At 60.2% G+C, this 11,594-nt stretch carries 12 protein-coding genes; 4 read left to right on the forward strand and 8 right to left on the reverse strand.

Annotated features, from left to right (window positions below; translation table 11 throughout):
- Positions 1–152: 152 nt before the first annotated feature.
- Complete coding sequence (locus MKleb_RS05700) at positions 153–335, forward strand: hypothetical protein (RefSeq protein WP_004129481.1); 183 nt, start codon at positions 153–155, stop codon at positions 333–335.
- Positions 336–442: 107 nt separating this feature from the next.
- On the opposite strand, the gene MKleb_RS05705 is transcribed toward MKleb_RS05700, so the two are convergent.
- Genes MKleb_RS05705 through MKleb_RS05725 form a run of 5 tightly spaced genes read right to left on the reverse strand, consistent with a single transcriptional unit; the run spans position 443 to position 4,975 of the window.
- A complete protein-coding gene (locus tag MKleb_RS05705; RefSeq protein ID WP_004848112.1) occupies positions 443–1,138 on the reverse strand; it encodes an ABC transporter ATP-binding protein in 696 nt (231 codons plus the stop codon).
- Positions 1,131–1,913, reverse strand: a complete 783-nt coding sequence (locus MKleb_RS05710) for an ABC transporter ATP-binding protein (protein WP_025107212.1) — start codon at positions 1,911–1,913, stop codon at positions 1,131–1,133. The genes MKleb_RS05705 and MKleb_RS05710 overlap by 8 nt, the downstream gene beginning before the upstream one ends.
- Positions 1,900–2,949 (reverse strand): branched-chain amino acid ABC transporter permease, encoded by a 1,050-nt coding sequence (locus MKleb_RS05715; RefSeq protein ID WP_004848115.1) that lies wholly within the window; start codon positions 2,947–2,949, stop codon positions 1,900–1,902. Before MKleb_RS05715 ends, MKleb_RS05710 begins: the two co-directional genes overlap by 14 nt.
- On the reverse strand, positions 2,949–3,848 hold the full coding sequence (locus MKleb_RS05720; RefSeq protein ID WP_004099333.1) for a branched-chain amino acid ABC transporter permease: 900 nt from the start codon (positions 3,846–3,848) through the stop codon (positions 2,949–2,951). Before MKleb_RS05720 ends, MKleb_RS05715 begins: the two co-directional genes overlap by 1 nt.
- 20 nt (positions 3,849–3,868) lie before the next feature.
- The gene (locus MKleb_RS05725) at positions 3,869–4,975 is read right to left on the reverse strand and encodes an ABC transporter substrate-binding protein (RefSeq protein ID WP_024359092.1); all 1,107 of its coding nucleotides are present in this window, start codon (positions 4,973–4,975) and stop codon (positions 3,869–3,871) included.
- Here MKleb_RS05725 and MKleb_RS05730 point away from each other — a divergent pair.
- Positions 4,968–5,111 (forward strand): hypothetical protein, encoded by a 144-nt coding sequence (locus MKleb_RS05730; protein WP_162557331.1) that lies wholly within the window; start codon positions 4,968–4,970, stop codon positions 5,109–5,111. The two genes, MKleb_RS05725 and MKleb_RS05730, sit on opposite strands and share 8 nt — an antisense overlap.
- Positions 5,112–5,371: 260 nt before the next feature.
- On the opposite strand, the gene eutC is transcribed toward MKleb_RS05730, so the two are convergent.
- Genes eutC through eat form a run of 3 tightly spaced genes read right to left on the reverse strand, consistent with a single transcriptional unit; the run spans position 5,372 to position 8,924 of the window.
- Positions 5,372–6,148: an ethanolamine ammonia-lyase subunit EutC gene (gene eutC, locus MKleb_RS05735; protein ID WP_025107211.1), complete on the reverse strand. Its 777-nt coding sequence runs from the start codon at positions 6,146–6,148 to the stop codon at positions 5,372–5,374.
- Positions 6,145–7,533, reverse strand: coding sequence for an ethanolamine ammonia-lyase subunit EutB (locus MKleb_RS05740; RefSeq protein ID WP_004133738.1), 1,389 nt, complete (start codon positions 7,531–7,533; stop codon positions 6,145–6,147). Before MKleb_RS05740 ends, eutC begins: the two co-directional genes overlap by 4 nt.
- 11 nt (positions 7,534–7,544) lie before the next feature.
- Positions 7,545–8,924 carry an ethanolamine permease gene (eat, locus tag MKleb_RS05745; RefSeq protein ID WP_004129501.1) on the reverse strand — a complete coding sequence of 460 codons (1,380 nt, stop codon included), beginning with the start codon at positions 8,922–8,924 and terminating at the stop codon, positions 7,545–7,547.
- Positions 8,925–9,214: 290 nt separating this feature from the next.
- Between eat and mmuP the strand changes: the two genes are divergently transcribed.
- On the forward strand, positions 9,215–10,621 hold the full coding sequence (gene mmuP / locus MKleb_RS05750) for an S-methylmethionine permease (RefSeq protein WP_025107210.1): 1,407 nt from the start codon (positions 9,215–9,217) through the stop codon (positions 10,619–10,621).
- On the forward strand, positions 10,608–11,540 hold the full coding sequence (gene mmuM, locus MKleb_RS05755) for a homocysteine S-methyltransferase (protein WP_025107209.1): 933 nt from the start codon (positions 10,608–10,610) through the stop codon (positions 11,538–11,540). Before mmuP ends, mmuM begins: the two co-directional genes overlap by 14 nt.
- Positions 11,541–11,594: the final 54 nt, after the last annotated feature.

The following is an 11,594-nucleotide window of genomic DNA, read 5'->3' on the forward strand; positions in this document are numbered from 1 at the left end:
GCGTAGCCCGGATAAGACGTTTACGTCGCAATCCGGGAAAGGCCCCAATATGCATCCCACAGAATTACAAATCCGGAATTGATATTTCCCGCCCGCCGTCAACTGTGGTTGAAATAGACACAGGCAAAAATGCTTCCCGACGGAGGAGAAAAATGAAAGTGGCGCTGTGGCAACGCATAACGGGCTGGCTGGCTTCTTTATCTGGATCCGGCGGTGAAGCCGGTCAGCAGGATACCCAACGCATCATGGAGGCAATATTACCGGTCGCCAGTCTCTACGGAATTGAGCTCGGCAACGTTGAAACAAGGTGGTTTCGCCATGATAAAACATACTGAGCGGCGCAGGACGCGTGAAGCCTACTGGAACGAGGTGTGCTTTGTGTAGCGCGAGGCTGTTTGCGGTTGCGGCGACGCAGGAAGCGAAGCCGCAGCCCTGAACAGCTTTATCCCCCCAGATACATCCGTTTGATTTCCGGATTCGCCAGCACCTCCGGCGCCGGACCAGAGAGCATAATCTTCCCATTCTCCAGCACATAGGCGCGATCGGCGATGGTCAACGCCGCCGTGGCGTTCTGCTCTACCAGCAGCACGGTAATATTCTCTTCCCGCAGCTGCTTAATCGTCGCAAACAGCTCTCCGACAATTTTCGGCGCCAGGCCGAGGCTTGGCTCATCGAGCATCAGCAGTACCGGCTCGCTCATCAACGCTCTGGCGATCGCCAGCATCTGCTGCTCGCCGCCGCTCATGGTTCCCGCCATCTGGCTGCGCCGCTCTTTCAGCCGGGGAAACAGGCTGTACATGCGATCGCGCAGGCGGGTAAAGCCGGCGAGATTGTTGTAGGCCCCCATGCGCAGATTCTCTTCGATGGTCAGGTTGGTAAAGATGCGCCGTCCTTCTGGCACCAGCGCCAGCCCCTTACGCACAATCTGATGCGTCTGGCTGCGGGAAATATCCTCGTTGAGAAAATTGACCCGCCCCGTGGAACGCACCAGGTTGACGATCCCGTTGAGGGTGGAGGTTTTCCCGGCACCGTTGCTGCCGATAAGAGTCACAATCTCCCGATCGTGAATATCAATGTCCACCCCTTTCAGCCCCTGAATCACGCCGTAAAACACTTTTAACTCGCGCGCGCTAAGCATAACGAACGTCCCCCAGGTAGGCGGAAATCACGTCCGGATCCTGAATGGCTTCGGACATCAGGCCGCTAAACAGCGGTTTGCCGTACTCCAGCACCATCACCCGCTCGCACAGCTTGTTGACGAACGGCATATCGTGCTCGATCAGCAGTACGCTGAGCTGATAGTCGTTACGCATGCGGAAGATCAGATCCGCCAGATCCTCCGTCTCTTTCGGGTTCATCCCGGCGGCGGGCTCGTCGAGCAGCAGCAATTTTGGCGACGTCGCCAGCGCGCGGGCGATCTCCACCTTGCGCTGGTTGCCGTAGCTGAGGTTGGTGGCCTGCACGTCGGCGAAATGGGCGATACCGATATCGTCCAGAATCGCCATCGCTTTGGCCTTTGCCGCCCGCTCGGCGGGGAAGTAGCGGCCAATATGCAGCGCCGCTTCCAGCAGCGAATAGCGGCTGGCGCTGTCGAGGCCGACCATCACGTTTTCTAATACCGTCATCGAGTTGAACAGGCGGATATTCTGAAAGGTGCGGGCAATCCCGGCTTTGACCACCCGGTTCGGCTTCAGCCCCTTCAGCGATTTTCCCGCCAGGGTCACGCTGCCGCTGGTCGGCTTATAGTTGGCGGTGATGACGTTGAACATCGTGGTTTTGCCCGCGCCGTTGGGGCCAATCAGGCCAAAAATTTCCGCCTCGTCGACGTGGAAACTGACGCTGTCGATGGCCCGCAGGCCGCCGAACTGCATGGTCACGTCCTGCACCTGTAAAATGACCTTATTTTGCGCCATAGCCGCGGCCCCTTTTGCCCACTTGCCAAATCTCTTTTTTGCCCAGCAGACCTTCGCGGGCGAACAGCATGATGATCAGCAGCAGCAGCGAGAACACCACCATCCGCAGGCCCGGATACGCGCCGAGATCGTGACCGAAGAACTGGAGCGGCTGGTCGAGAAAGCGCAGCCACTCGCCGCTGCCGACCACCAGTACGGTGCCGAGCAGCGCGCCGGTGGTGCTGCCCAGGCCGCCGAGCACGATAATAATCAGCAGCTGGAAGGTGAGCATAAAGTCGAACAGGCCCGGCGAGATGGTGGTCAGCAGCGAGGCCAGCAGGCCGCCGCCGATCCCTTCGAAGAAGGCGCTGGTAGCGAAGGCGCAGGTTTTAATGCGAAACGTGTTCACGCCCATGGCGATAGCGGCGTCTTCGTCGTCGCGCACCGCTTTCATCATTCGCCCGTACTTCGACCACACCAGTTGCAAAATCATCCCGGTCGCCAGCAGGGCGAACAGCCCGCACCAGAACAGGAGATGCGGCTGCTGCGGAATATCGTTGAGGCCAATGGCGCCGTTGGTGATCTGCGGATTGTTGATAGCGAGGATTTTAATGATAAAGCCGAAGCCGAGGGTCACAATCGCCAGGTAGTCGCCGCGCACGCGGAAGACCGGCAGGGCAAGGCAAACCGCCAGCGCCGCCGCGCACAGGCCGCTAATGAGCAGCGCGGGCAGGAACCCGGCATGCAGCACGAGGATCCACGGGCTGGGCGCGGCCATCTCAAACATATCCAGCTTGCTGTCGCTGGGGAGGATCAGCAGGGCGGTGACGTAAGCGCCGACCGCCACAAAGCCGTTGGGCTCCAGCGACAGCTGGCCGGTCACGCCGTTGATCAGGTTGTAGCTGACCGCGAGGATCATAAAGACGAAAATGGTGCTGATGACGCGAATAATGTAGTCGTTGAAGACGACGTTGATCCCGGCCAGCAGCGCGACGCAGAGAGCAATAATGACCAGGTTGCGCAGCTGCGCCCCGGCGGTAGTCGTAGCGTTGAGCATCAGAAACGGCTCCTTTCCAGACGTTCATCGCCCATAATGCCAACCGGGCGGAACAAGAGGACCAGAATCAAGAACATAAAGGCAAAGGCGTCTTTGTAACCGCCCAGCTCGGGAAACAGAGCGACCGCCACCACCTCGGTAAAGCCGAGAATAAAGCCGCCGAGCACCGCGCCGGTGACGCTGCCGATTCCGCCGAGCACCGCGGCGGCGAAGGCCTTCAGGCCGATCAGCACGCCCATCAGCGGGTCGATGGTCGGGTAGCTGATGGAGTAGAACACCCCGCCCAGCGCCGCGAGGCTGCTGCCGAGGGCGAACACCAGCGAGATAATGCGGTTGGCGTCGATGCCCATCAGGCGCACGGTATTAACGTCGAAGGCCACCGCGCGGATCGCCATCCCGTAGCGGGTGCGGTACAGCAGCCAGAGGATCGCCAGTAGCAGCAGGACGGTGATCAGCGGCACGATCCACGCCACGTTGGTGATAATCACGTCACCAAAGGCGCGGGTGTTGTTGAAAAATTCCGGTGCGGAAAAGAAGCGCGAGCTGCCGCCAAACAGCACGTTGAACAGGTTTTCGAGGAAGAAGCTGACGCCGATGGCGGTGATCAGCATGGAGATTTTTGATGCCTGACGCAGCGGGCGATAGGCCACCCGGTCGATCAGCATACCGAACAGGCCGCACAGCGCGAGGGTCAGGAAAACGGCTACCCCGAAGGGTAGCCCAATGGAAGAAAACAAAAACAGGGTGGTAAACGCCCCGACCATCATTACGTCCGCATGGGCGAAGTTGATCAGGCGCAGCACCCCATAAACCATCGTATAACCGATGGCAATCAGGGCGTACATGCCCCCAAGGCTCATTCCATTGACCACTTGCTGGAGAAAAATGGCACCATCCATCTGATATCCCTTATAAAACCTTAAGGATTAACCACGGTACGAAACGCCAGCTTGCCATCCTTCACTTCGTTGATGACCGCGCTGCGGATAGCGTCGCCGTTTTGTAACGTCAGCGTGCCGGTTACGCCCTGGAAGTCCTTAGTGGCGCGAATTTTTTCGTTAACGCAAACCCGGTCGTGCGGGTCGCTGCACTGGTTCATGGCGTTGATAATGACGTTATAGGCGTCCGCCGCCATCGCGCCCCAGGTGTGGGTCGGCTGCTGGTATTTGGCTTCCCAGGCTTTGATAAACACCTCGCCCGCCGGCGTTTGCTCTTTGGCGTTCGGCGAGTAGTAGTCGGTGGTCATATAGCCGTTGACCGCGTCTTTGCCGACGTCAAAAAAGACCTGATCCGCCGCCAGCCCGTCGCCGCCGACCACCGGCTTGCTCAGCCCCAGCTGCTTCGCCTGTACGGCGATCAGCGCCCCTTCGGTGTAGTAGATCGGCATATAGATCATGTCGACGTTCTTCGCCTTCACGCTGGCCAGCTGGGCCTTAAAGTCTTTGCTGCCGCCGGGAGCCTGAACTTCGATAGGAATGGTGCCGCCGTTTTTCAGGAACTGCGTGCGAAAGGCCTTCGCCAGGCCGACGGAGTAGTCGTTGCTGCTGTCGAAGACGATGGCGGCGGTTTTGGCTTTCAGATCGCGCGAGGCGAGGTTAGCGCCGACCACGCCCTGGAAGCTGTCGGAGAAGCAGACCCGGCTGACGTAAGGGTGGTTGCGGGTAACGCGGTCGTTGGTCGCGGTTGAGGAGACCAGCGGCGTTTTGCTGTCGTCGGCGATTTTGGTCATCGCCAGGGTATTGGAGGAGGTGACTTCGCCGATCACCGCATCGACTTTATCGCTGGAAACCAGGCGCTGCATGGCGTTAGCGGCTTCGACCTTATCGCTCTTATCGTCGATCACGATAAGCTTCACGGTGTCGCCGTTTTTTAACGTCGGCGTAATGCTCTGGATAATATCCAGCCCTTTTTGCGAAGGCTGACCGTAGCCGCTCAGCGCGCCGCTCAGCGGTAAGACCACGCCGATTTTAATTTCAGCCGCCTGCGCGCTGCTGGCACCGACCCACGCGGCAACCAGCGTGGCCATTAAAGACGCTTTCCCGGAAAACTTGTTCATTGTTACCTCACCGTCGGTCGATTATTTATCTTTAACCATCAATGACTGCATAACATTGAGACATAATTCGCCAGCGTATCCGGCGAATTATTGGCTGTTATGTTGAATAGATAACGAGATATATTTGGTATGCGGATTTACCTTACAACGTCCGTTTCGTTTTTACTCATGCAATATTCTTATTACCTCCAGGAGAGGGCATAAGGCTGATGAAAATACTGTTTTTGGTACGGTTAACGCATTTTGCCAGGTGGCGGCTGACGCCTTACCCGGCCTGGAAAGCCCGCAATTTTAGCGCGCACCCGAATATAATATTCAGGTGCGCCAGATAATATTAAAAATCTATTCTGCTGCCTGCGTGACTTATTATTTTAACTGGCTCAACGGTTTTATTTTTCCATGCAGCGCCGGATTATCGCTTTCGTCTTTCAGGCGCACTCCGGTAAGCCGCCGCAAAAAGGCCTGCTCCAGTAGCCAGGCCAGTTTAAATGCGGCGGCATCAAAGCTCAGTCCTTCCGGACGGATATTAGAAATACAGTTGCGCTCCGACTCCAGCCGCTGACGATGCGGCTGCCAGGTTAAATACACCCCGAGGCTATCCGGCGAGGAGAGCCCGGGCCTTTCGCCAATCAATATCGCCACCGCTCTGGCCTTCAGCGTTTCGCCTATATCATCGCCCAGCGCGACCCGCGACTGGTGCGCCAGCACCACCGGGGCCAGGCTCAGGCCGAGGGTTTCCAGATAGGGCAGCAGGGCGCGAATCAGCGGCACCGCCTGGCGCTGCACGGCGTATGACGACAGCCCGTCGCCAATCACCAGCAGCAGGTCGGCGGGGCGCGCGCCGCTGGCGGCGAGGTCGGCGCGGCTCTCTTCGTTCAGCTGTCGCCCCAGATCCGGGCGATTCAGATAGACATGGCGATCGCTGGCGGCGCTGCGGACGGTCAGCGTCGACAGCCCCAGCTCCGCCAGCGGCTGGACTAACTGGTCGCTGGCGAAAGGCTGGTGAATGGCATCGCGCGCCAGGGCATGGGCGAGGCCGAAATTCAGCACTTCGCGGGTCGGCAGGCTGGCGCCGCTGCGCCCCAGCGCAATCCGCGCATCGGTAAACTCACGCAGCGGGTTCCAGGCGTCGGGAGGATTCATACCGGTTCTCCTTGCGGCAGGACGGAAAGCAGCGGATGGCGGGCATCGGTCAGACGCAGCGCGCCGTGACGGTCAATAATCTGCATCTTCGTCAGCCAGTCGGCGAACTCAGGCGCATGCTGTAAACCCAGCAGTCGGCGGGCGTAAAGGGCATCGTGGAACGAGGTGCTTTGGTAGTTGAGCATAATATCGTCAGCCCCCGGAACGCCGATCAAAAAGGTCAGCCCGGCCGCGCAGAGCAGCGTCAGCAGGGTATCCATATCGTCCTGATCCGCTTCGGCGTGATTGGTGTAGCAAACGTCGCAGCCGATGGGCAGCCCCATCAGCTTGCCGCAGAAGTGATCTTCCAGCCCGGCGCGGATAATCTGCTTACCATCGTACAGATACTCCGGGCCGATAAAGCCCACCACCGTATTGACCAGCAGCGGCTCAAAATGGCGGGCGACGGCATAGGCCCGGGCTTCGCAGGTCTGCTGATCAACGCCGTGGTGGGCGTTGGCGGAAAGACAGCTGCCCTGGCCGGTTTCAAAATACATCACGTTGTTGCCCAGCGTGCCGCGGTTCAGGCTAAGCGCCGCTTCCCGAGCTTCCTGCAGCAGCGCCAGATTAATGCCGAAACCGCTGTTGGCGGCTTCGGTACCGGCCACCGACTGGAACACCAGATCCACCGGCGCGCCGCGCTCAATCAGCTGCAGGGTGTTGGTGACGTGGGTCAAAATGCACGACTGGGTGGGGATGGCGAAGCGCTGAATAATATCGTCAAGCATATGGTTCAGCTGCGCCAGCACCGGCAGGCTGTCGCTGGCCGGATTGATGCCGATCACCGCGTCCCCGGCGCCGTACAGCAGGCCGTCGAGCATGCTGGCGGCGATGCCTTTCATATCATCGGTCGGGTGATTGGGCTGCAGGCGCACGCTCAGGCGCCCCGGCAGGCCGATGGTATTGCGAAAACGGGTGACGACCCGGCATTTGCTGGCGGCGAGGATCAGATCCTGATTGCGCATCAGCTTGCTGACCGCGGCGGCCATCTCCGGGGTTATCGCGCGGGCGACCTGGCGCAGCGCCGCTTCATCGGTGGCGTCGTCGAGCAGCCAGTCGCGAAAATCGCCGACCGTAAGATGGCGAATCGCCGCGAAGCCCCGGGCGTCGTGGGTATCGAGGATCAGCCGGGTCACCTCATCCTGCTCGTAGGGAATCAGCGGATTATCGAGAATCTCCGTGAGCGGAACCTCCGCCAGCGCCATTTTTGCCGCCATCCGCTCTTCGGCGGAGCCGGCGATAACGCCCGCCAGCGCGTCGCCGGAACGCGCAGGAGAGGCCTTCGCCATCAAGGTTTTCAGACTGTCAAAGCGCCATACCTGGCCCGATAGCGTAGTTTTATACATGTGTCGCCTCCTCAGGAGACCGTACGCAGCTGCGGATCCACCGCCGCGCGCTGGCGGGCCGCTGCGGTCTTGCGAAACCACAGGTAGCCGCCGAGCATCATGGCGGCGAAAATCAGCGCCAGCAGCGTGTTGTACCAGACCATCGCCACCAGGCAGAGTACCGCCATGGCCAGCGCGAAGGCCGGCGCCCACGGATAGAGCGGCGCGCGGAACGGTCGAATCAGCTTCGGCTCGCTGCGGCGCAGTTTAAACAGCGCCGCCATCGAGGTGATATACATAACAATAGCGCCAAATACCGACATCGTGACGATACAGGCGGTCAGCGGCATCCCGCTAATGGTGATCAGCGAATCGGAGAAAATGGCGGCGATGCCCACCACGCCCCCGGCGAGGATCGCCAGATGCGGCGTGCGGGTGCGGCGGTTCAGCGTCGCCAGGCTGGCGGGGAGATAGCCCGCGCGCGCCAGCGAGTAAATCTGCCGCGAGTAGCCCATGATAATCCCGTGGAACGAGGCCACCAGGCCGAAGAGTCCCAGCCACACCAGCATATGCAGCCAGCCGCTGCTGTTGCCGACCACCATTTTCATCGCCTGCGGCAGCGGGTCGTTAATATTGGCCAGGGTTCGCCAGTCGCCCACGCCGCCGGCAAAAATCATCACGCCAATCGCCAGCACGGTCAGGGTCAGGATGCCGCCGCCCAGCGCCCGGGGAATGGTGCGCTGCGGATCCTTCGCCTCTTCGGCGGCCATCGATGCGCCTTCAATCGCCAGAAAGAACCAGATAGCGAACGGGATGGCGGCAAACATCCCCGGCAGCGCCAGGCCGCTGAAGCTCTCCGCGCCCGCCCAGCCGTTAGCGGTAAAGTGGCTCCAGGAGAAGCCCGGCGCGACAACGCCCATAAACACCAGCAGTTCGAAAATCGCTAATAACGTCACCACCAGCTCAAAGGTCGCGGCGATACCCACGCCGAGAATATTCAGCGTCATAAAGATGATGTAGGCGCCGCAGGCCACCCATTTGGGGTCGAGCGCCGGAAACTGCACGTTAAGATAGGCGCCGATGGCCATGGCGATGGCGGGCGGGGCGAAGACGAATTCAATCAGGGTCGCGAAGCCGGCGATAAACCCGCCGGTCGGGCCAAAGGCGCGGTAGGCGTAGGCAAAAGGCCCGCCCGCATGCGGAATGGCGGTGGTCAGCTCGGTAAAGCTAAAAATAAAGGCGCAGTACATCGCGGCGATGGCCAGCGCGACGATCATAAAGCCCAGCGTCCCGGCCTGGGACCAGCCGTAGCTCCAGCCAAAATACTCTCCGGAAATAACCAGCCCAACGGCGATCCCCCATAAGCGGAAACTGCCGAGCGTTCTTTTTAGCGTTGTGGTTTGCTCTGTCATGTTCGTTGCCTCGCCAGATAAAGATATCGGGAGGGTTGCAAAGAGAATGCCAGGGCATACCACCGATAAACGCGGCGGTTTACGCCAACGAGGATCAAAAAAGGTGCAGACCGCGCCCGGCGGGAGAGTCGCGGTGGTGCAGCTGCCCGCAAATGTGGCGTTACTGGTGCATGAGGGCGCCAGCGTCTTTTTTGCGCCATCGCGCCAGGCCGCTTTGCAATTTGGCGATAGGCGGGGTATAAGGAATCTCTTATCTGGATGTTTAGATGTCTATACGCCCATGAGGTCAAATGCAAACAACACAACAACAAGGTGGGCAGCTTAAGCGCACCATGAAGACCCGCCACCTGATTATGCTGTCGCTGGGTGGCGTTATTGGCACAGGGCTATTTTTTAATACCGGCTATATCATCTCCACCACCGGAGCGGCGGGTACGCTGCTGGCCTATCTGATTGGCGCGCTGGTGGTCTGGCTGGTGATGCAGTGTCTGGGCGAACTGTCGGTGGCGATGCCGGAAACCGGGGCGTTTCACGTCTACGCCGCCCGCTATCTCGGCCCGGCGACCGGGTACACCGTCGCCTGGCTCTACTGGCTAACCTGGACCGTCGCGCTTGGCTCAAGCTTCACCGCCGCCGGATTCTGCATGCAGTACTGGTTCCCGCAGGTGCCGGTATGGGTCTGGTGCGTGGTGTTCTGCGCGGTGATTTTCGCCCTCAACGTTATCTCCACCCGCTTCTTTGCCGAAGGTGAATTCTGGTTCTCGCTGGTGAAGGTGGTCACCATTATTGCCTTTATTATTCTCGGCGGGGCGGCGATCTTCGGCATCATTCCGATGCAGGATGGCTCCCCGGCGCCGGGGCTGCGCAATATCACCGCCGAAGGCTGGTTCCCGCACGGCGGTCTGCCGATCCTGATGACCATGGTGGCGGTTAACTTCGCTTTCTCCGGCACCGAACTTATCGGCATCGCGGCGGGGGAAACGGAGAATCCGCACAAAGTCATTCCGGTGGCCATTCGCACCACCATCGCCCGGCTGATTATCTTTTTTATCGGCACCGTCTTCGTGCTGGCGGCGCTGATCCCGATGCAGCAGGCGGGAGTCGAAAAAAGCCCGTTTGTGCTGGTGTTCGAAAAGGTGGGGATCCCTTACGCGGCGGATATCTTTAACTTTGTGATCCTGACGGCGATTCTATCGGCGGCCAACTCTGGCCTCTACGCCTCCGGGCGGATGCTGTGGTCGCTCTCCAATGAAAAAACGCTGCCGGCCTGTTTTACTAAATTAACCAAGAACGGCGTGCCGCTGACGGCGATTTTGGTCAGCATGCTTGGCGGCGTGCTGGCGCTCTTCTCCAGCGTCGTGGCCCCGGATACGGTGTTTGTCGCGCTGTCGGCGATTTCCGGCTTCGCGGTGGTGGCGGTATGGCTGAGCATCTGCGCTTCGCACTTTATGTTCCGCCGTCGCCATCTGCAGCAGGGGAAGGCGCTAAGCGAACTGCACTACCGCGCGCCGTGGTATCCGCTGGTGCCGGCGCTGGGATTTGTGCTTTGCCTGGTGGCCTGCGTGGGTCTGGCGTTTGACCCGAGTCAGAGGATTGCGCTGTGGTGCGGGATCCCGTTCGTGGCACTGTGTTATGGTGCGTATTATCTGACTCGTTCACGGAAACTCACCCAGGAGCCTCAACATGTCGCAGAATAATCCGTTAACCGCCCTCCTTGACGCAAAGCCCTTTATCCTGCTGGACGGCGCGATGGCGACGGAGCTGGAAGCGCGCGGCTGCAATCTTGCCGACAGCCTGTGGTCGGCGAAAGTGCTGGTCGACAACCCAGAGCTTATCCGCGAAGTTCACCTCGACTATTTCCGCGCCGGCGCGCAGGTGGCGATCACCGCCAGCTATCAGGCGACACCGGCGGGCTTTGCCGCCCGCGGCCTCGATGAAGCGCAGTCGAAAGCGCTGATCGGCAAAAGCGTTGAGCTGGCCCGCAAGGCGCGGGAGGCGTATCTGGCGGAAAACCCGCAGGCGGGCGCGCTGCTGGTTGCCGGTTCGGTCGGGCCGTACGGCGCCTTCCTGGCGGACGGTTCGGAGTATCGCGGCGATTATGTCCGCAGCCATGAGGAATTTCAGGCGTTTCATCGTCCGCGCGTGGAAGCGCTGCTCGACGCCGGGGCCGATCTGCTGGCCTGCGAAACGATGCCGAATTTCGCCGAGATGAAGGCGCTGGCGGAGCTGCTGATCGCCTATCCGCGCGCGCGGGCGTGGTTCTCGTTTACCCTGCGCGATGCGCAGCATCTCAGCGACGGCACGCCGCTGCGGGAAGTGGTTGGGGTGCTGGCAAACTATCCGCAGGTGGTGGCGCTGGGCATTAACTGTATCGCGCTGGAGAACACCACCGCCGCGCTGGCGCATCTGCATAGCCTGACGGCGCTGCCGCTGGTGGTTTATCCTAATTCCGGGGAGCACTATGACGCGGTATCCAAGACCTGGCATCACCACGGCGAAGCCTGTGCAACGCTGGCGGAATATTTACCCCAGTGGCTGGCGGCGGGGGCGAAGCTGATTGGCGGCTGCTGCCGCACGACGCCGAAGGATATTGCCGAACTGAACGCCCGGCGTTGAGTTTGCGCCGGGTGGCGGCTGATGCCTTACCCGGCCGACAACGTGCACGAATCG

This window comes from Klebsiella sp. PL-2018 (assembly GCF_019048985.1).
In the GTDB taxonomy this organism is placed as follows: domain Bacteria; phylum Pseudomonadota; class Gammaproteobacteria; order Enterobacterales; family Enterobacteriaceae; genus Klebsiella; species Klebsiella michiganensis.

Coding starts and splice junctions, on each gene's coding strand:
- eutC (WP_025107211.1), bottom strand. CDS start 6,148: ATGAATCCTCCCGACGCCTGGAACCCGCTGCGTGAGTTTACCGATGCG.
- MKleb_RS05700 (WP_004129481.1), top strand. CDS start 153: ATGAAAGTGGCGCTGTGGCAACGCATAACGGGCTGGCTGGCTTCTTTA.
- MKleb_RS05740 (WP_004133738.1), bottom strand. CDS start 7,533: ATGTATAAAACTACGCTATCGGGCCAGGTATGGCGCTTTGACAGTCTG.
- MKleb_RS05705 (WP_004848112.1), bottom strand. CDS start 1,138: ATGCTTAGCGCGCGCGAGTTAAAAGTGTTTTACGGCGTGATTCAGGGG.
- MKleb_RS05715 (WP_004848115.1), bottom strand. CDS start 2,949: ATGCTCAACGCTACGACTACCGCCGGGGCGCAGCTGCGCAACCTGGTC.
- mmuP (WP_025107210.1), top strand. CDS start 9,215: ATGCAAACAACACAACAACAAGGTGGGCAGCTTAAGCGCACCATGAAG.
- MKleb_RS05710 (WP_025107212.1), bottom strand. CDS start 1,913: ATGGCGCAAAATAAGGTCATTTTACAGGTGCAGGACGTGACCATGCAG.
- eat (WP_004129501.1), bottom strand. CDS start 8,924: ATGACAGAGCAAACCACAACGCTAAAAAGAACGCTCGGCAGTTTCCGC.
- MKleb_RS05720 (WP_004099333.1), bottom strand. CDS start 3,848: ATGGATGGTGCCATTTTTCTCCAGCAAGTGGTCAATGGAATGAGCCTT.
- MKleb_RS05725 (WP_024359092.1), bottom strand. CDS start 4,975: ATGGCCACGCTGGTTGCCGCGTGGGTCGGTGCCAGCAGCGCGCAGGCG.
- mmuM (WP_025107209.1), top strand. CDS start 10,608: ATGTCGCAGAATAATCCGTTAACCGCCCTCCTTGACGCAAAGCCCTTT.